The sequence below is a fragment of the Hwanghaeella sp. 1Z406 genome (assembly GCF_048892425.1).
GTDB lineage: Bacteria > Pseudomonadota > Alphaproteobacteria > UBA8366 > Aestuariispiraceae > Pacificispira.
The window spans coordinates 371,061-390,701 of record NZ_JBLZHU010000004.1 but is presented as its reverse complement, the minus strand read 5'-3'; the positions used below and the strand labels follow the sequence as shown (position 1 = coordinate 390,701).

Genomic DNA, 19,641 nt, shown 5'->3' with positions numbered 1-19,641 from the left:
TGGATATCTAAAGCGGAGAGCCCTTCTTCTGCTGCTTCTGCTTGAAGCTCTCAACCGCCTTGTTGATTTCATTATACATCTCAGACGAGGACTGATCTGGATTGAAGGCGGAGATAATCGCCTCCGCCATGGGTTTCAACAAATCCACATCCTTGCTGTCTGGATGGGAAATGCTGTCACTGATGGAAGAGGCGACCCGGATCATGGACGTGCACAGGCTTGTGACATGCTCATATTGCGTCCCCTTCATGCGATTGCCGGTATCCCGGGCGACGGAAATCAGGCGCTCTACGGTCTTGATCCGATCATCGGTAACTTCAAACTTCTTAAGTTCCGGCAGCAGCAACTTGACCAGAAAGCCAATCTGGAACGCATTTCGCTTCAATCTCTGGTCATTGATACCATTCTGGGCATCTTTAATCGCAGAAATGATCATGTCGGTATCAACAGGTTCGCCCTTCGCCTTGGCCCGTAATGTGTTAGGAACCTCAATCGTGGGGATTTCAGATTCGCGATTGACGTCCTTGCGCCGATCCGGTCCGATATAGTCACTGGTTACGACGAAGGGTTTGCGATGATTGACCAGCGCCTTGATGCGATCAAAGACCTGGGCCGGGCTCAGCGGTTTTACCAGAAGGTCATCCGTTCCTGAAGACGCCACACGGCGCACCAGGTCCGGTGTTGGCTCCCAAATCGTCACGATGACTGGAACGAATGGATTCTTACCCAGTTTGTTGTTGCGAAGCTCCGTTATCATGGCATCGGCATGTCCGACATCCATTTCGGAATCCATGACGATCAGATCGGGCTCAGTATTGTTAATCGCTTCGCGAAGAGGGATCGCGCGGTCATAATCCGTGACCGACTCATATCCCTCACGATGCAGCGCAGCACGAATGGCGCCGCGCAAAGATTGCTGCGGCTCCCCGAAGAGAATTCGGATATCACGATTGTTACTGCTTTTTCCCATATTCATCGTGATTTAGTTATACATTGTTCGTATCAATGCGCAATTAACTCAAATCACGGTACTTGTTTGTTCTTATACGACTTGTGACATATCGGTCCCATTCCCTGACTGTAGTCAGTTTATCTGACTATGGCGCTGTTTAAGGCAGTGGACCCTTTGGTTCGGTTCCGGCATAGTCTGGCCATGCGATGGATCGGAAAAATACTTCTTTGGTTACTGGCTGGCATTGGCGGTCTGGTTGTCGTGATCACCCTGGCGGTGGTTTCGTTCACGGCCTCTATGCGCACGGATAAACCCTCAATGCCTGACAGCGCCGTTTTGTCCCTGAACTGGAATGAGGTTCTGGAGGAACGATATGTCACGCTGCCTTCGTTTAAGCCCGTCCCGCCCGCGACCCTGCTGGATACAGTAACGGCATTGGACCGGGCTGCGGCGTCTCCCGCCGTTAAGGCCTTGGTCGTGCGGATCGGGGGAACATCCCTGGGCTTTGCGCGCACGGAAGAACTTGCCGCCGCGGTTCGGCGCTTCCGTGCCTCGGGCAAGCCCGCCTATGTTTATGCCGATGATCTGGGTGGATTTGGGGACGGAACGCGCCTGACGACCCTGGCTGCGGCTTTTGATGAGGTGTGGATGGCACCATCCGGGACCGTCGGATTGACTGGCGTTGCGCTGGAAACCCCCTATTTTGCTGAAGCATTGGAAGAAGTGGGGGTCACCGCTGAATTTGAACAACGCTATGAATTCAAGGGCGGTGCGGATCCTATGACGCGGTCTGATATGTCGGGTCCGATCCGTCTGTCATTGACCCGCTTGGTGGATGGTTTATTGGACCATGCCGTCGCCTCAATCGCAGCAGACCGCGACATGACACAGCAAAAGGTCCGGGAACTGGTCGATGGCGGACCCTATTTGGGGCGTGAGGCCGTGGCAGCCGGATTAATCGATCGCTTGGATTATCCCGATGCCTTTGAAGCCCATGTGAAATCCCTTACAGGTGCGGATGCAAATTGGATCGATGCGCCTTTCCTATTGGCTGCCACACAGGCTGAACCGCCAGAGGACGGCCCCGGTCCGACCAAAGTTGCGGTTCTGTATGGGGTCGGTCCAATCGGCGTGGAGGATCAAGTGGGCGGGCCTTTTGGTGACCCCGGATTTAACAGCCAGGGGTTAATTGATACCCTGAACGATATCGCGAAACGCAAGGATTATGCGGCCGTGTTGTTCCGCGTCGACAGTCCGGGCGGCGCCTATGGTCCGTCTGATGCGGTATGGCATGCGGTCGGACAGGTTCAGGCTGCGGGTATTCCGGTTGTGGTATCGATGGGCGATGTCGCCGCCAGCGGTGGATATTTCGTATCAGTCAGTGCGGATCAGATTGTCGCCTATCCCAGCACGATTACAGGGTCGATCGGCGTCTATGGGGGGAAATTTGACGCCAGCGAGTTGTGGAATCAATTGGGCGTGAATTGGGAGCATGTCACCGCCGGGCAAAATGCCGGCATGTGGTCTTTCAACCGCGGCTTCGATGAGTCCGAACAGGAACGTTTCGCGACATCAATCGATTTCGTCTACGAGGATTTTACCAGTAAGGTCGCCCGTGATCGTGGCTTTGATGCGGCAAAGATAAATGCTGTCGCCCGCGGGCGTATCTGGTTGGGCAGCCAAGCTGCTGAGGTTGGCTTGGTGGATCGGTTGGGCGGCTTTTCAGAAGCACTGGCTGCGATCCGTGACCTATTGAGTCTGGATGCGGATGCGCAACTTGATCTGCATGTCCTGCCGAAGCCGAAATCGCCTTTTGAAGCGATTGCAGAGGCTTTTGAGTCTGGCGAATTCTCTCTAGCATTCGGTACGCTGGTTGCGGATGCTGCCGAGCGTCGGATTATGACACGGGTTGAGGCTGTTATGGGGGACCTGGATGGTGTCATGGGCCCGCGTGGACTGCTTTCCGCTCCGCCAATGCGCTTTGGCGATTAGGGCAATCTAAGCCGGTTTCGTGCCGTATAAATGACAGGGGCGTAACGCGCCTTCGTCGACCGCTTTCTGCCTGATTTCATAACTACGAACCCGCTTTTCAGCATTCTCCATCCCGATTGCTGCAATCAATTGTTGCAGACCAGGGCCTGTCACCTGCAGTTCTTCTTTTTTGATTTCTTCCCGATACCAGGCATTGCGGTCCTTCACACGGGGTGATTGGAAACCTGCCCTGCGCAGGGCGTCTTCTGTCTGCGCCGGGGTTGCAAAATCTGCCTTCAGGCCATTCTGGTTCCCCCATTCAACCAGAATGGGGGGTACTGCGTCCTTTTCACCACCACCGCGCAGCCAATCGCTGGCGATCAGCCTGCCGCCCGGCTTCAGCACCCGCAGGACCTCTTTATACAGGCTGTGCTTTTCAGGGATATGCAGCATGGCATCCTTGCTGAACACAATGTCAAACTGGTCGTCTGCAAACGGAAAAGGCCCCGGTTCAACCAATTGCGCCGTAATCTTTTGTGACAGGTCATTTTGGCTAAACCGTCGCGATGCGTGATCGATCAACTGGGGTTCAACATCAATCGCGGTAACTTGGCTGGCCCCATATTCTTCAACCATCAGGCAGTCGATACCGCCAACGCCACAGCCGATATCCAGGATCGACAGCCCCGTCAGATCGGTGCCATCCAGCATCGCAGCGATCTCTTCGGGGCCACCGGGCGACAGGAAGCCATCTCCCCAGATCGCCTGCAACGCGTTGATGAATGAATCCGGATAATGCAGAGTTTCTTCGTCTTTCATGACACTACCATCGCCTTACCTGACAGCTTTTAAGTGCTGGACAATTGTGCAATCGGACCAGCGATCATACAGCTTTTCAAGTAAACGGTTGGTGCGGACCAAACCGTCTGCCTGAAGTTTGCACCGACCGATACACTAGCGCGAATGCCCTGGCTTTTCCAATCATCGGCTGGTAGAGGCCTATAAACCTTGAAAATACAGGATCAGGGCATAGCTGATAACGCCTGCCACCAGGCCAATGGGCACGGATTTGCCACTGCGATACCAAACCGCCAGGGCAATCAGAAACGCCATTGCACGCCAGGTGAGGGGCTGTAATGACAGGTCGCCACCGGGCATCAATAAAACACGGGCCATCAATCCCGCGACCATGGCATAGGCCACACAGCCGATCCAATTGAACAGGGGGCTGTCCTCTTGAACGCGGGTTTCCACAGCGACCCCCAGGGCCCGCCACATGAAGGTGCCAAACCCACCAATCAGAACAGCGATCCAAATTGCAGCATCGCCCACGATCAGTCCCCCGCCTTATTGCGAAACAGGTGGGGGGCGCTGAAAAAGCCCAACGTGCCGCCCAACAGTCCGGCTGCAATCACGGCCCAATCCCCCATTACGGGATACAACGCCAGTCCCACGGCAATTCCGAACAGGACTGACAATCGATTGGCCCATTGCCGCGCACCACAGATCAACAGCAACAGATAAAGCGGCGTCATAAAGATAGCGACAATCAGCACGCTTTGCGGCACGACCCGTCCCAGTTGATGACCAATCGTCGTGCCCAGCAAAGCCGCGCCAATCAAGGTTACGGCAAATCCGATATAGTATCGCAGCCGCTGGCGTGCAGGCACATGATCGGCGCGTGTCATCATCTGGGTCCAGCAGGATATTGCCAGGGTTTGCATCAGCAACAGGCGTGAGACGACGGAAAGCTTCCGCCCGCCGGTAACGGAAGACAGGCCCGTCACCACCATCGGGAACATCCGCAGATTGGCCAGGGCAACCGCCACGAACAGGGCCAGCAGGCTGCCCCCACTGGCATGGATATCAACCAGGGCGACCTGACCGGCAATGCCCCATACCAGGGTTGTTATCCCCAATGCGGGCAGGATCGCCAGTCCCGCATCCTGTGCCATGGCCCCAAAGCCGATCATTGTCAGCCCTATGCCAAGGGCCGGTACGTTCAGGCAATCGCGAATCCCACGCAGCAAGGGGCGCGGGAGATCCGGCGGTGCAGTATCTGGATGGGGCAACAGCAACAGAGAGGGCTTTCAACATATGAAAAAGAAAACGAGACCCGATTATCCACCGGGTCTCGTTTCTGTAAAGCGAAGGCTGGTTTAAATAGCTGTGCCTTAGAGCATCATGCACTCACACAGTATGCTCTAAACGTCGATCAACAGGCGGGCGGGGTCTTCCAACAGTTCTTTGATGCGAACCAGGAAGGTGACCGCCTCGCGTCCATCGATGATGCGGTGATCATAGGAATGGGCGACATACATCATATTGCCAACCACAATTTCGCCATCGCTGTTTACGACGGGGCGCTTCTGGATCTTGTGCATGCCCAGAATGCCTGATTGGGGCGGGTTGATGATCGGCGTGGATAGCAAGGACCCAAAGACACCGCCATTGGTGATGGTGAAGCTGCCGCCCTGCATTTCTGCCATGCTGAGCTTCCCATCGCGGGCGCGACGACCGAAATCGGCAATCGAGCCCTCAATTTCTGCAAAGCTCTTCTTGTCAGCATCGCGCAGCACGGGGACCACCAGTCCAGACGGGGTGCCAACGGCGATCCCGATGTCATAGTAGTTCTTATAGATGATCTGATCGCCGTAAATTTCGCCATTCACAGCCGGCAGTTCTTTCAAGGTCACAACGGCCGCCTTCACAAAGAAGGACATGAAACCCAGCTTGACGGAATGCTTCTTCTCAAACCGATCCTTGTAATCGTTACGGACCTCCATCATCGGACCCATGTCGATCTCGTTGAAGGTGGTCAGCATCGCAGCGGTATTTTGCGCCTCTTTCAGGCGGGTTGCGATGACCCTGCGCAGCTTGGACATTTTGACATGTTCTTCGCCGCGTGGATCTGGTGTGCGTTCCGGCAGCGGCTCATAGGTTGGCGTGGCAGGCTTTGCGCCGCCCACTGCCGCCGCTGGTGCCGCAGCCTTTGCCGGGGCGGGGGCTGCTGAGCCACCGGATTTCATGAAATTCTGCACATCTTCCTTGGTCAGATTTCCCTTTGGTCCGGAGGCTGGGATTTTGGACGCATCCAGATCGTTTTCGGCTACCATCTTCGCGACTGCAGGCGACAGCGTTTCATTGCTGGCGGCCGCTGCGGGCTTCTTCGCTTCAGGCTCTGGCTTCTTTTCCTCTTTGGCGGGCTCTGGCGCGGCCTCAGCCTTGGGGGCCTCTTCCTTCTTCGAGTCGCTGCCTGTGGCGCCTTCGTCGATGCGGCACAACAAGGCACCAACTTCGACATCAGCGCCTGAGTCAGCGATAATCTCCGCCATTGCGCCTGCGACCGGGGAGGGAACTTCAATCGTTACCTTATCGGTTTCGAGTTCGACCAAGGGCTCGTCTTTGGCGACAGAATCACCAACTTTTTTGAACCATTGAATGACGCTGGCTTCACTGACTGATTCGCCCAGCGTTGGCACCGTAATATCCGTCGCCATGTGTCCTCTTGCCTTTCCGGCTTTCGCCGTCTTTCAATGCCCCGTTGTCTGTAATCTAAGGGCGCTCATCCGATTGTAACCAGTGCTCTTGTATTCCAGATAATGCTATTTCTTCTTCGCAGATGCCTTTTTAGCGGTCGCCTTCTTCGCGGTGGCCTTTTTAGCAGATGCCTTTTTCGCCGACGTTTTCTTGGCTTCGGCTTTCTTTGATGTTGATTTTGATACCGCAACCTTGCGCGCCCGTTCTGGCAGGGACAGCGCTTCGTCGACCAGATTGGATTGCTCCGCCGCATGGCGTTTTGCGCTGCCTGTGGCGGGAGAGGCCGCCGCGTCCCGACCGATATAGCGGGGGCGCTGATTGGGCTTGTGGTTGATTTCCTCCAGCACGCGCTCAATGCGTCGATCAACGAAGAACCATGCGCCGTTATTCTCAGGCTCTTCCTGACACCAGATCACTTCGGCATTCGGGAAGCGGCTCAACTCCGTTGTCACCGCGTGGAAGGGGAACGGATAGATCTGCTCAACGCGCATGATATAGACATCTTTTATGCCTTTTGCGTCCCGTTCGGCCTCCAGGTCAAAATAGACCTTCCCGGAGCACAGAACGACACGCCGGATATCTTCATCCGCCGCCAGATTTCCCTGCATTTGTGCATTATCCCACAATACGCGGTGGAAGCTGGTACCGGGTCCGAACTCTTCCAGTTTCGACACACACGCCTTATGGCGCAGCAGCGACTTTGGCGTCATCTGAATCAGGGGTTTGCGGAAATTCCGTCGAACCTGACGGCGCAAGGCATGGAAATAGTTTGCCGGTTGGGTGATGTTGCAGACCTGCCAGTTGTCTTCCGCAGACAATTGCAGATACCGCTCCAGACGGGCGGAAGAATGCTCAGGTCCTTGACCTTCATAGCCATGGGGCAGCAGCATCACCAGGCCGCACATGCGCAACCATTTCGATTCACCAGAGGCGATGAACTGATCAATGATCACCTGTGCCCCATTGGCGAAATCACCAAACTGCGCTTCCCACAGAACAAGGGAATGCGGCTCTGCAGAAGCATAGCCGTATTCAAAGCCCAACAGTCCGAATTCACTCAGCGGGCTGTCGATAACCTCGAATGGGGCTTGGCCCATGCGGATATTGTTCAGGGGAACATGGCGATTTTCGTTATTCTGATCCAACAGGACGGCATGGCGCTGAGAGAAAGTGCCCCGTTCGCAGTCTTCCCCACTGAGCCGGATTGTCGTGGATTCGCACAACAAAGTACCAAATGCCAAGGCTTCCGCTGTGCCCCAGTCAATCCCTTCGCCGGTTTCGATCATCTTGCGTTTGGCTTCTAACTGCCGCTCGATCTTCGGATTCAGGGCGAAATTTTTCGGGGGTTCGGAAATTGCATGACCAACCTCGCGCAGCAGGTCCATATCCACGGAGGTGTGACCCCGTCTGGCCCCTTCTTCCGCCATTGCCAGACCGGACCATTTGCCTTCCAGCCAGTCAGCCTTGTTGGGCTTAAAGGCCCGCGCGGCTTCAAAGCTTTCATCCAGGATTTTCTTGATGTCGTCCCGGATTTTCTCACAACCCTCAGCGTCAATCACACCCATTTCCTGCAAACGATTGGAATAGATCTCGCGGGTGCGGGGGTGGTTTTTGATCTTTTTATACATCAGGGGCTGGGTGAACATCGGCTCATCCCCCTCATTGTGACCATGGCGACGATAGCACCAAAGATCGATCACGACGTCCTTCTTGAATTTCTGGCGGTATTCCATCGCCAGACGGGCAACATGAACGCATGCTTCCGGATCGTCCCCATTCACATGGAAAACCGGTGCGTCGACAGTCTTGGCCATGTCACTGCAATAGGGTGAAGAGCGGGATTTTGACGGTGCGGTGGTGAAACCAATCTGATTGTTGATGATGATATGGATGGTCCCACCTGTTTCATAGCCGTCCAATTGGCTCAGCAACAGGGTTTCGGCCACAACGCCCTGGCCGATAAAGGCGGCATCGCCGTGCAGCAGCAGGCCCATCACCTTGTCGCGATTGTTATCCGAACGCTGGTGCTGTTTCGCGCGGACCTTGCCCAGAACAACCGTGTTCACACATTCCAGATGGCTGGGGTTGGCGGTCAGCGACAGGTGGACCGTTTTGCCTTCAAACTCGCGATCCGCAGAGGTGCCCAGGTGATATTTCACATCACCGGATCCCTGTACGGAGGAGGGGTTCGATGCCAGCCCTTCGAATTCCGCGAAAATCTGCATATAGGGCTTATTCATGATATTGGCCAAAACATTCAGCCGACCGCGGTGGGCCATGCCCAACACGACTTCTTCCATGCCCAATTGCGCGCCGCGCTTGAAAATCTGCTCCATCATCGGAACCAGGCTTTCCGCGCCATCCAGGCCAAATCGCTTGGTGCCGCGATATTTTGTGTCCAGATAGGTTTCAAACATATCCGCATGGGTCATGCGTTCCAGGATCGTGCGGCGTCCCAGATCGGTGAAATCCTTGCGGTTCCGGCTGCTTTCAATCTTTTCCTGAATCCAGGATTTCTCTTCGGCGTCCTGGATGTGCAGAAATTCAACGCCAATATTGCCGCAATAGGTTTGGCGGCAGATCTTGATGATTTCACGCAGGGTCGCAGATTCAAGACCCAGATAATAATTGATGAAGATGGGGCGATCATAGTCCCGCTCTTCAAAGTCATAACTGGCCGGGTCCAGTTCCGGATGGTCGCCCCGTTTTTCCAGACCCAACGGGTCCAGATTAGCGGCCATATGGCCCCGCATGCGATAGGCGCGGATCAGCATCAGGGCACGAATTGAATCCAGGGTCGCCTGACGAATCTGGTCGCTGCCGCTTGCGGCGACGCCGCCACCCTTGATAGCGGCCAGCAATTGATGCAGGGCATCCTGTTTCAGATCAGGATCGCTGAGATAGTCAGAAAGGCTTGCCCCTTGGCCGGAGGTTGCCTGGCCCATGACGGCGGTCTTGCGCTTGGTCCAACTTGGCCCCTTATGGTCATCTTGCAGATCCACATCCCCTGGTTCCAGGGTTTCAAAGAAATCTGCCCAACCGGGATCAACCGAATTGGGATCGATGGCCCATTTTGAATAGAGTTCGGCGATATAGGTCTCATTCGCGCCGAAAAGTTGGGAAGATTCGCCGATATACGTCATGCCCTGACTGCTCCCACTCTAAAAGAAATATGCAATTTCGGTGCAACGGGGGCGAAGCCATTGCCCGCCCCCGCCATCGAAATCAGCCACCCATTACTTTCAACATGCTGGACCCCAGCGCAGACGGGCTTTCGGCAACAGTAATTCCAGCGCTGCGCATGGCTTCCTGTTTCGATTCCGCCGTGCCCTGCCCGCCGGAAATGATGGCGCCCGCATGGCCCATGCGCTTTCCGGGAGGGGCTGTCACACCCGCAATGAAGCCAACCATCGGCTTCTTCACCTTCGAGCGTTTGATGAATTCGGCTGCTTCCTCTTCCGCGGTGCCGCCGATTTCCCCGATCATGATAATGCCCTGGGTCTCATCATCCGCCAGGAACATTTCCAGACAGTCGATGAAGTTTGTTCCATTCACGGGGTCGCCGCCGATCCCGATACAGGTTGTCTGACCCAGGCCAGTGGCTGTGGTTTGCGCCACGGCTTCATAGGTCAGGGTGCCCGACCGGGACACAACACCGATCTTGCCGCGCTTGTGAATGTGACCGGGCATGATGCCGATCTTGCATTCGTCAGGGGTGATCACGCCAGGGCAGTTCGGCCCGACAAGGCGGGTGCTGGAATTGACCAGCGCGCGTTTCACGCGGACCATGTCCAGCACAGGAATGCCTTCGGTGATGCAAACCGCCAGGGCGATTTTGGCATCAATGGCTTCCAGGATCGCATCCGCTGCAAAGGGAGGCGGCACATAGATTACGGTCGCATTCGCGCCGGTCGTATGAACAGCTTCTTCCACTGTGTTGAAGACGGGCAGATCCAGATGGGATGTGCCACCCTTACCCGGCGTTACGCCGCCAACCATCTTCGTGCCATAAGCAATGGCCTGTTCAGAGTGAAAGGTTCCCTGTGCACCGGTAAAGCCCTGGCAGATTACCTTTGTGTTTTTGTCGATAAGAACGGCCATCAGTTCGCCTCCTTCACGGCAGCGACGATTTTAATCGCAGCCTGTTCCAAATTGTCGGCGGAGATAATCGGCAGGCCTGATTCAGCCATAAGCTTTTTACCCAATTCCACGTTGGTTCCTTCCAGCCGCACCACCAGGGGCACATGCAAGTTCACCTCGCGGCTGGCTGCGATCACGCCTTCGGCGATAACGTCACAGCGCATAATGCCGCCAAAAATATTGACCAGAATGCCTTCGACATTCGGATCGCTGAGAATGATTTTAAAGGCCTTGGTCACACGCTCGCGCGTTGCGCCCCCGCCAACATCCAGGAAGTTGGCCGGGTCCCCGCCTTTGATCTTGATGATGTCCATGGTCGCCATTGCCAGGCCCGCGCCATTGACCATACAGCCAATCGTGCCATCCAGCTTGATATAGTTCAATTCGTGCTTGGCGGCTTCCAGTTCGGACGGGTCTTCTTCATCTTCATCGCGCATATCGGCAATGTCGGAATGACGGAACAGCGCGTTGTCGTCGAAATTCATCTTGGCGTCCAATGCCATGACGTCGCCCGATCCGGTCACGACCAGCGGGTTGATTTCAACAATGCTGGCATCCAGTTCCATAAAGGCGCGATACATCGCCATCAGGAATTTGGTCGCACTCTTGATCTGCTTGCCTTCCAGACCCAGGAAAAAGGCGATCTTGCGGCAATGGAAGCCAGAGATGCCCGAGGCTGGATCGATGGAGACCTTCAGCAGGGCGTCCGGATTGTGTTCAACAACCTCTTCAATCTCCATCCCGCCTTCTGCGGATGCCATGATCGTGACCTGGCTGGTCGCACGGTCGATCAGCAACGACAGATACAGTTCCCGTGCAATGTCACAGCCGTCTTCAATATACAGACGCTTAACCTGTTTGCCTGATGGGCCGGTCTGTTTGGTGACCAAAGTGTGACCCAACATGCTTTTGGCATTCTCGCGGACCTCATCAATGGATTTGGAAACGCGGACACCACCCTTGCCGTCTGGGTCGTCGGCGAACCGGCCTGCGCCGCGTCCTCCTGCGTGAATTTGTGATTTCACGACCCAGATTGGGCCACCCAGATCGTTTGCAGCCTGGACGGCCTCATCGATCGTGTAGGCGACCTTGCCATCCGGCACGGCAACGCCGAATCGGCGCAGCAGTTCTTTGCCTTGATATTCATGAATATTCATTGTGAAGCGGTATCCCTTAAAAGCGGGTTAGATGAAAGAGGCCTTGTGGTCGGTTGGGCGCAAAACATCACGGCGAGGCGAAAAGCATCGCCTTTTAGCCGGTGTGATCGCCGGTGTGATCTCTGTGCCGTTCTCTGAGCGCAAGCGCCGGTCATACAGGTCCCCCCAAAGCGCCGCGATTTCTCATTAGCACAAAGGTGCGCGGCATTTGGATGCGCGTACAATATCAGGCAATCATGACCATTCAACCGTGTTGCACCAGTTTTGCCGCATGAAATCGCGCTATTTTTGCGCTCATTTCCTCTCGGTGGCCATTTTTCCAACTATTTGCGGGTTTTAATTGACTTACCGGCGACAACGTCTTATGTGCAGTGCACAAATGGCGTGGCAGATGTTTGCTAATCGCCGCTGACCTCTCAACGATCGCGCAGCGGTGTCCAATCTCGACACCCGGAACCCGTGAGCAGGTCTCAACCTTCTCCCATAGGCGTTGCGCGCACCTAGGGCGCAAAAAAGAACGTCCCGTCTCGTACGCGACCGAGCATTTGCTCTGTGTCTGCGTTGCGCGGTCGGACGATAGGAATGCTTTATACATGACGACGATTAATGCAGCTGTTGCGATTTCTGATGAAGATACCGTTTCAGCAAAACCAAACACCCCGGTTGCCGCAAATGATGCGGTGACTTTTGAAAACCTGAACCTGATCGACCCAATCCTGGGTGCATTGAGCAGCCAGGGCTTCAAAATTCCGACGCCCATTCAGGCACAGGCGATCCCTCCAATGCTGGAAGGCCGTGACGTTTTGGGCATTGCTCAGACCGGGACCGGCAAGACAGCGGCTTTTGCGCTGCCGATCCTTCAGCATTTGGCAAAACAGCAGGGCAAGCCCGCCCCCCGAACCACCCGCGTGCTGATTCTGTCCCCAACCCGTGAATTGGCCGGTCAGATCAATGACAGCATCACCGCTTTTGCAAGCCGCATGCGCCTGTCTCAGGCCTGTGTCTTTGGCGGCGTTGGCAAGGGGCCTCAGGCCCGCATCGTTTCCCGTGGCGTCGATATTCTGGTGGCGACACCCGGGCGTCTGCGCGATCTGATGGAAGACAATGCGATCAGCCTGAAAGATGTGCAGATCCTGGTTCTGGACGAAGCCGACCGGATGCTGGATATGGGCTTTGCCCCGGAAGTGCGCCGTTTTGCTAAAACGATGCCGACAAATCGCCAGACCGTATTGTTCTCTGCCACCATGCCAGCCGATATCCGCGTGTTGGCCAATGAGCTGATGCGCGATCCGGTTCGCGTTGAAGTCACCCCACAGTCCACCACAGTGGACCGCATTGCCCAGAAGGTTCTGTTCGTGGACCGGTCCCGCAAGGCACCGCTGCTGCGTCAGATTCTGCAAGGCGATAATGTTGGCCGTGTGATTGTCTTCACCCGCACCAAACGGGGCGCAGACAAGGTCAGTCAGGGGCTGAAAGCCGATGGGATCGGTGCAGCCGTGATCCATGGCGACAAGACCCAGGGCGCGCGCAAGCAGGCTTTGGCGGATTTCACCAAGGGGCGCGTTTCTGTCATGGTCGCGACTGATCTTGCGGCCCGTGGTATCGATGTTGAAGGCGTCACCCATGTGATCAACTTTGATCTGCCCGTGGATGCAGAAAGCTACGTTCACCGCATCGGTCGTACGGCACGCGCCGGGGCCAGCGGCATTGCCCTGTCTTTCTGTGCAGCAGATGAAGCGGAATCACTGCAGGCGATCGAAAAGCTGACGAAAACCAGCATTCCAGTGGATGACAGTCATACCTATCATTCTCAGGAAGCAGCGCAGGCAGCGCTCAGCCGCAACCCGCCCAGCAATAAGGGTCGCAGCAAGCCGTCCCGTGGTCGTGGCGGGAATGGCCCAAAGCCGTTCACATCCGGCCCAACATCGAATGCGGGTCCAAAGCGCAATAACAAGCCGTTTCGCGGTAAGTCAGCGCGTCCGGGTGGAAAGCCCGCTCAGAAAAGCGGCGAAAAATCCGCCTGGGTCCGCAATCTGAACGAACGCGGCTAAAGGTTACATTTAGAATTGCGTAAAAAGCCCGCCGCAGAATGAATGCGGCGGGCTTTTTGTGTTTGAGCCCCTTAATCTGCTCCCTCTCCCTTGAGGGGGGAGGACGGGTCTTTCTTCTCCCTCCCCCTTGAGGGGGGAGGGTTGGGGTGGGGGTGACAAGGCCGCAAGGCCTTCGCCTAAATCAGCATGGATTGCGGAGGAGAGATCACCCCCTCTCAACCTCCCCCCCCTCAAGGGGGGAGGGGCAAAAGAAGAGGCCCCCTGTAAGGAGGGGAAGGGTATCGAAGGTGGGTTCCTGGACCATGCAGCGACGGATGAAGGTGCGGCTATTCCACTGAAATTAGGGCATGCAGACTCGGCACCCCGGTCTAATACAGGACCCCGACCGGTTGCAGAACGCCGGGATATTGGGAATCGTCAAACGTCGACGTTGACGACTTGCCCTGTGCCGCTGCTGTTTAAGGGTTGCGCGCCGGTACCGGCGGCTTCGGTGACCATATTGATCACATCTTTTTGCGTGTCGAAGTTTTGCTTCGTCAGCGCAATGGCAAGATTTTGCTGAAATTGAGCCTGGTTAAGCGCCAGGACGCCTGCGATATCAGCCATTGGGTTCTCCCAATTATGGAACACTAAAACGGTCTTCGGACCGGCTTTGTAAGGACATTCTGCCCTCAACTGGTTCTGTTATACACAGAAAGCCGGTCCGAATGCAATCCTTTGGGCGTTATGATCTGATTACGATCACTTCGCGTCTGCGGCGATACGGACTTTCAGCATCGCATCAGGATCATTTACTTTACCGCTTTGCCCTGCGCCGCGTTTGATCTTGTCAACCACGTCCATGCCTTCGACCACTTTGCCCCAGACCGTGTACTGGCCGTTCAGGAAAGAGCAATCGTCAAAGCAGATGAACCACTGGCTGTTGGCGGTGTTCGGGTCGCTGGTGCGCGCCATGCCAACCGTGCCGCGAACAAACGGGGTCTGGGTGAATTCGGCATCCAGATCAGGATAGGTGGACCCGCCCATGCCGGTCCCCGTCGGGTCGCCGGTCTGGGCCATGAACCCTTCGATCACACGATGGAAGACAACACCGTCGTAAAAGCCTTCGCGTGTCAGTTCCTTGATTCGGGCAACATGGTTCGGTGCCAGATCGGGGCGCATTTCAATGACGATCTGGCCATCATCCATATCGATCAACAGCGTGTTTTCAGGATCCGGGGCCGCGCTGGCACCGGCTGAGGCGCTGAGCGACAGGCCAACGGCCAGGGCGAGAGAGCGAAGCGCGCGAATTTTACGGGTGGTCATAAACAATTTTCCTTCCGGCATTAGATTAAGAAGTCTCAAGCGCAGACATAGACTGCCTATGCCCATCGGTAAACCCTGGCCCTATGGACCTGAGGCCATTGCTTTGACCTCGATGAATTACGCTATATAGGGGCTTTTGCCATCTTTCCCAGCGGGCAGGGCCTTGATACACTTCCGTCCATGCGGATACAGGGTCGATGTTTTTTTGGTCTGATTGCTATGCTGGCTGGGGTTTTTGGCCTGCTTTTCTGCAATGCCGGTTTGGCTGTGGCGCAGGGTCAGCAGATTCTGGTGCCGGTGGATGGTAAGGATCCCGTTGATAACAGCCATCTGATCGGCGTGCGTCTGGCTGCAGAAGATGGCAAAGCATTCCTGTTTTTCCTGTGCGACAGCGATAACACCAATCCGCGTGTGATTTTCGGTCATGGTGCGGAAATCAATAAACCGACGAAGCCGATGGCATTTGATGTCACCATCGATGGGGGCGAGACGCGCCGCCATTACTTCGCCGTGCTGCCCAATATGCGATCCGCGCTGTTTTTTGCCCGTACCGCGCAAATGTATGAAGACCGGTTTGGCAAATCGCCTGAGGTTTTTAACGAACGGACTCGGGCGGTTAATCCGGACTATATCGATTGGACCGACAATATCTATAACCAGTTGATTGCAGATTTTTTCTTTGGAAAGCATGCGATTGTTCAGTTCAAGGACGTTTCCGGCCAATCCCATCTGTATAAGTTCCAACTGGCCCTGTTGGCGGAGAATATCGGGCGATTACAAACCTGTTACGAGGCTCCGCGGGTCTACTGAATTTTATCTTGGGCGACAGAATGTCTTCATTTTGTCGCAGGCGTGTAATTTCCCCGAAAACCGGCGTTGATTCAGGACAGTCGCGTCGTTATTGTGCGCCGCACCGCGAACCGGCGGCATCGACAGGACCAGACTTAATCGAACCTCATTCACGAGTCCCGGCGGATCTATGAGCCAATCACAGCGCACCGGCGCCAGTTTTCAAGATATCATTCTGACACTGCACCAGTATTGGTCCAAGCAGGGCTGCGTGATTTTGCAACCCTATGATATGGAGGTTGGTGCAGGCACATTCCATTGGGCGACCACCTTGCGCTCCTTGGGGTCCAAGCCCTGGAAGGCCGCCTATGTGCAGCCGTCGCGCCGCCCGACCGATGGGCGCTATGGTGAGAATCCAAACCGGCTGCAGCATTACTATCAGTATCAGGTGATCATGAAACCGTCCCCGGCGAACAGTCAGGATTTGTATCTCGGCTCCCTGAAGGCGATTGGCATTGATCCGCTGGAACATGACATTCGCTTTGTCGAAGACGACTGGGAAAGCCCAACTTTGGGGGCCTGGGGCCTGGGTTGGGAAGTCTGGTGCGACGGGATGGAAGTCAGCCAGTTTACCTATTTCCAACAGGTCGGCGGGTTTGACTGTAACCCGGTTTCCACCGAATTGACCTATGGGCTGGAACGGTTGGCGATGTATGTCCAGGGTGTGGAAAACATCTATGACCTGCGCTTCAACGATACGATGACCTATCGCGATGTCTATCATCAGGCGGAAGTCGAATATTCGAAGCATAATTTTGAATTGGCCGATACCGACATGATCCTGCGCCATTTTCAGGATGCAGAAGATGAATGTGGCCGTCTGATCGCGGGCGGTGTCGCGCTGCCTGCCTATGATCAATGCCTGAAGGCGAGCCACCTGTTCAACCTGCTGGATGCGCGCGGCGTGATTTCGGTCACCGAACGCCAGGCCTATATCGGCCGCGTCCGCGCCCTGGCAAAGGCCTGTGCCGAAGCCTGGCTGAAAAGCCAAGGGGAGTTACCCGCATGAGCAATGACATGAAAAACAAGACAGCTGTCACCCATCCTTTGAGGGAGGAAGCCCCATCTTTTACCCCTCCCCCCTTGAGGGGGGGAGCCCCATATTTTACCCCTCCCCCCTTGAGGGGGGGAGGTTGGGAGGGGGGTGCTCTCTCCTCCGCATTACAGCAGGTTTCTGATGAAGGCCTTGCGGCCTTGTCACCCCCACCCCAACCCTCCCCCCTCAAGGGGGAGGGAGCAAAAGACCCGTCCTCCCCCCTCAAGGGGGAGGGAGTAAAAGACCCATCCTCCCGCCCCAATAGGGAGAGAGTGATTGTTCAACATTCGCTTCCACTAACCGGTGGCGGATCGGGGTTGGGCTATCGTGCGCTGCCCTTGTTCCGGGCGGCCAATGACAGCAGCAAGACTGTCCCGGAAACTGCGGAGCGGTTGTCCGGGGGCCAGGGCAACCGGCAGAATGTTGGGCGTGTGGCCCTGGAGTCCGGCCTGCGCGGGAATGACGATGGTGTCACCGTGAAGGGGCGCCATTATGGCTGAGCTTCTGATTGAGCTTTTCAGTGAGGAAATTCCGGCCCGCATGCAGCGTCAGGCCGCGGGTGATTTACAGCGCCTGATCACGGATGGTCTGACAAAGGCCAACCTGACATTTGACGAGACCCGGATTTACTGGACCCCGCGCCGCTTAACCCTGGTCGTCGAAGGCTTGCCAACCCGCCAGCCTGATCTGCGGGAGGAAAAGAAGGGCCCGAAAGTCGGCGCGCCCGACCAAGCCGTTCAGGGCTTTCTGCGCTCTGCCGGGTTGGACAGCCTGGATCAATGCGAACAGCAGGACACCCCGAAAGGCCCGGTCTGGATCGCGGTTGTGGAGAAAAAAGGTGGGGCCAGCTCTGATGTGCTGCCGAGCCTGATTGAGGCAGCGATCCGTGCCTTACCCTGGCCGAAAAGCATGCGGTTTGCTGCGCAAAGCTTCCGCTGGGTACGCCCGCTGCATCGTATTCTTGCCGTATTCGATGGCGCGGCCCTGGCAGGGGATTTTGATCTGGGCGGGGCGACTGTTGCCTTTTCCAACACATCATCCGGCCATCGCTTCCTGTCGCCAGAGCCCTTCACGGTTCTGAATTTCAGCGACTATATCGCAAAGTTGCGCGACGCCCATGTCGTGCTGGACCCTGAAGAGCGCAAACAGGCGATTGCCGACGGCCTGCGGTCGGCTGCGGATCGCGAAGGGCTGACGGTCAAGGATGATCCGGCGCTGCTGGAGGAAGTCACCAATCTGGTCGAATATCCAGACGTCCTGATTGGTAAGATTGATAGTGAATTCATGCGCGTCCCAGATGAGGTTTTGTCAACGTCCATGCGATCCCACCAAAAGTATTTTTCTTTGGTGGGCCTTGATGGAAGTCTCGCGCCGCGCTTTGCCGTGGTTGCAAATATGAAGGCAGTCGATGGCGGCGCAAAGATCGTTGCTGGGAATGAACGTGTGCTGCGCGCACGACTGGCGGATGCGAAATTCTTCTGGGATCAGGACTGCGCAATTAAACTACAGTCCCGCCTTCCTGCTTTGGAAAGAATGGTGTTCCACGCCAAGCTGGGTACGGTCCTTGACCGTGTTTATCGAATGGAACGACTTGCAGGAGAACTTTCTCAGTTTATTCCAAATTGTGATCAAAGTGACGCAAAGCATGCCGCGCTTCTGGCCAAAGCGGATTTGACAACGCAAATGGTAGGCGAATTTCCTGAGTTGCAGGGTGTTATGGGCTTCCACTATGCATTAAACGAGGAAGAAAAACCGTCCATTGCAGGAGCAATTGCGCTGCATTATTCTCCTGTTGGTCCTAATGATCGATGCCCCTCAGCTCCAGTTGCTGTGTGCGTTGCTTTAGCAGAAAAACTGGACACTCTTGCGGCGTTTTGGTTGATCGATGAAACGCCAACAGGCTCTAAGGATCCATATGCTCTTCGGCGCGCTGCCTTGGGTGTTATCCGGTTGATTTTAGAAAATAAACTTAGAATTCCTTTGCTTAATGTACTGGCGCCACATGCCGGGTTTATCAATGAGTTTTATAATATGGGCCTCAGCTCGAGCGCCTATGATGATATCGAGAATGTTAAGCCGCTCCTTTCCTTCTTCGCCGACCGTTTGCGGGTGCATTTGAAGGATGAGGGGGTTTCTCACAGCCTGATCCAGGCGCTGTTTGCGCTGGGGGATGAGGATGATCTGGTGCGTCTTGTCGCGCGGGTTCATGCGCTGAAGGCCTTCCTGGAAAGCGAAGACGGGGCCAATCTGCTGACCGCCTATCGTCGGGCCGCGAACATCCTGCGCGCCGAGGAAAAGAAGGACGGCACGACCTATTCCGGCAAGCCGGATTCAGCACTGTTTGCCACGCCGGAAGAAACGGCACTGGCGGCGGCTCTGGACGCTGCTGAGGATCAGGTGAAGGCCTGCATCGACGGGGAAGATTTCGGTGGTGCCATGACGGCCCTGGCTGGGTTGCGCCAGCCGGTTGATGCGTTTTTTGAGGCCGTGATCGTCAATGCCGATGAGGCCGACCTGCGGAAAAACCGCCTGCTGCTGTTGGCGCGTATTCGCAGCGTGATGGGTACCCTGGCAGACTTTGGACAGATTGAAGGTTGATTGCGTGAGTTTCCTTTCGACGGATACATCAAACGAAAAGGG

Annotated in this window: 16 protein-coding genes; 6 read left to right on the top strand and 10 right to left on the bottom strand. The window is 55.7% G+C overall.

Annotated elements, in window-relative coordinates:
- Nucleotides 1-7: 7 nt before the first annotated feature.
- Nucleotides 8-970, bottom strand: a complete 963-nt coding sequence (locus ACOSDR_RS11090; RefSeq protein ID WP_420722526.1) for a response regulator transcription factor — start codon at nucleotides 968-970, stop codon at nucleotides 8-10.
- A gap of 129 nt (nucleotides 971-1,099) precedes the next feature.
- Here ACOSDR_RS11090 and sppA point away from each other — a divergent pair, with 129 nt between their 5' ends.
- Nucleotides 1,100-2,944 carry a signal peptide peptidase SppA gene (sppA, locus tag ACOSDR_RS11085; protein ID WP_420731269.1) on the top strand — a complete coding sequence of 615 codons (1,845 nt, stop codon included), beginning with the start codon at nucleotides 1,100-1,102 and terminating at the stop codon, nucleotides 2,942-2,944.
- Between the two features lie 6 nt (nucleotides 2,945-2,950).
- Here the strand turns inward: sppA and ACOSDR_RS11080 are convergent, their stop codons facing one another.
- The 7 genes from ACOSDR_RS11080 to sucC all read right to left on the bottom strand — a co-directional run bounded on the left by ACOSDR_RS11080 (nucleotide 2,951) and on the right by sucC (nucleotide 11,760).
- Nucleotides 2,951-3,742 carry a methyltransferase domain-containing protein gene (locus tag ACOSDR_RS11080; RefSeq protein WP_420722528.1) on the bottom strand — a complete coding sequence of 264 codons (792 nt, stop codon included), beginning with the start codon at nucleotides 3,740-3,742 and terminating at the stop codon, nucleotides 2,951-2,953.
- Between the two features lie 180 nt (nucleotides 3,743-3,922).
- On the bottom strand, nucleotides 3,923-4,255 hold the full coding sequence (locus ACOSDR_RS11075) for an AzlD domain-containing protein (protein WP_420731268.1): 333 nt from the start codon (nucleotides 4,253-4,255) through the stop codon (nucleotides 3,923-3,925).
- Nucleotides 4,256-4,257: 2 nt separating this feature from the next.
- On the bottom strand, nucleotides 4,258-4,953 hold the full coding sequence (locus tag ACOSDR_RS11070) for an AzlC family ABC transporter permease (protein ID WP_420731266.1): 696 nt from the start codon (nucleotides 4,951-4,953) through the stop codon (nucleotides 4,258-4,260).
- Nucleotides 4,954-5,127: 174 nt separating this feature from the next.
- On the bottom strand, nucleotides 5,128-6,423 hold the full coding sequence (gene odhB, locus ACOSDR_RS11065) for a 2-oxoglutarate dehydrogenase complex dihydrolipoyllysine-residue succinyltransferase (RefSeq protein ID WP_420731265.1): 1,296 nt from the start codon (nucleotides 6,421-6,423) through the stop codon (nucleotides 5,128-5,130).
- A 105-nt stretch (nucleotides 6,424-6,528) separates the two neighbouring features.
- Nucleotides 6,529-9,606, bottom strand: a complete 3,078-nt coding sequence (locus tag ACOSDR_RS11060; protein WP_420722532.1) for a 2-oxoglutarate dehydrogenase E1 component — start codon at nucleotides 9,604-9,606, stop codon at nucleotides 6,529-6,531.
- An 82-nt stretch (nucleotides 9,607-9,688) separates the two neighbouring features.
- Nucleotides 9,689-10,564, bottom strand: a complete 876-nt coding sequence (gene sucD, locus ACOSDR_RS11055) for a succinate--CoA ligase subunit alpha (RefSeq protein ID WP_420722533.1) — start codon at nucleotides 10,562-10,564, stop codon at nucleotides 9,689-9,691.
- Nucleotides 10,564-11,760 (bottom strand): ADP-forming succinate--CoA ligase subunit beta, encoded by a 1,197-nt coding sequence (gene sucC / locus ACOSDR_RS11050; RefSeq protein WP_420722534.1) that lies wholly within the window; start codon nucleotides 11,758-11,760, stop codon nucleotides 10,564-10,566. Before sucC ends, sucD begins: the two co-directional genes overlap by 1 nt.
- A 593-nt stretch (nucleotides 11,761-12,353) precedes the next feature.
- Between sucC and ACOSDR_RS11045 the strand changes: the two genes are divergently transcribed.
- On the top strand, nucleotides 12,354-13,811 hold the full coding sequence (locus ACOSDR_RS11045) for a DEAD/DEAH box helicase (RefSeq protein WP_420722535.1): 1,458 nt from the start codon (nucleotides 12,354-12,356) through the stop codon (nucleotides 13,809-13,811).
- Between the two features lie 417 nt (nucleotides 13,812-14,228).
- Here the strand turns inward: ACOSDR_RS11045 and ACOSDR_RS11040 are convergent, their stop codons facing one another.
- Together ACOSDR_RS11040 and ACOSDR_RS11035 are read right to left on the bottom strand one after the other, a co-directional pair.
- Complete coding sequence (locus ACOSDR_RS11040; RefSeq protein ID WP_420731263.1) at nucleotides 14,229-14,417, bottom strand: hypothetical protein; 189 nt, start codon at nucleotides 14,415-14,417, stop codon at nucleotides 14,229-14,231.
- A gap of 135 nt (nucleotides 14,418-14,552) precedes the next feature.
- Nucleotides 14,553-15,116 carry a peptidylprolyl isomerase gene (locus ACOSDR_RS11035; protein ID WP_420722537.1) on the bottom strand — a complete coding sequence of 188 codons (564 nt, stop codon included), beginning with the start codon at nucleotides 15,114-15,116 and terminating at the stop codon, nucleotides 14,553-14,555.
- Between the two features lie 219 nt (nucleotides 15,117-15,335).
- Here ACOSDR_RS11035 and ACOSDR_RS11030 point away from each other — a divergent pair, with 219 nt between their 5' ends.
- The 4 genes from ACOSDR_RS11030 (at nucleotide 15,336) to glyS (ending at nucleotide 19,599) form a co-directional block, all read left to right on the top strand.
- Nucleotides 15,336-15,926, top strand: a complete 591-nt coding sequence (locus tag ACOSDR_RS11030; RefSeq protein WP_420731261.1) for a hypothetical protein — start codon at nucleotides 15,336-15,338, stop codon at nucleotides 15,924-15,926.
- 169 nt (nucleotides 15,927-16,095) lie between these two features.
- A complete protein-coding gene (locus tag ACOSDR_RS11025) occupies nucleotides 16,096-16,974 on the top strand; it encodes a glycine--tRNA ligase subunit alpha (protein WP_420722539.1) in 879 nt (292 codons plus the stop codon).
- 299 nt (nucleotides 16,975-17,273) lie between these two features.
- Nucleotides 17,274-17,501, top strand: a complete 228-nt coding sequence (locus ACOSDR_RS11020; RefSeq protein ID WP_420722541.1) for a hypothetical protein — start codon at nucleotides 17,274-17,276, stop codon at nucleotides 17,499-17,501.
- Nucleotides 17,494-19,599 carry a glycine--tRNA ligase subunit beta gene (gene glyS, locus ACOSDR_RS11015; RefSeq protein WP_420731259.1) on the top strand — a complete coding sequence of 702 codons (2,106 nt, stop codon included), beginning with the start codon at nucleotides 17,494-17,496 and terminating at the stop codon, nucleotides 19,597-19,599. The genes ACOSDR_RS11020 and glyS overlap by 8 nt, the downstream gene beginning before the upstream one ends.
- The last annotated feature ends 42 nt before the right edge of the window (nucleotides 19,600-19,641 follow it).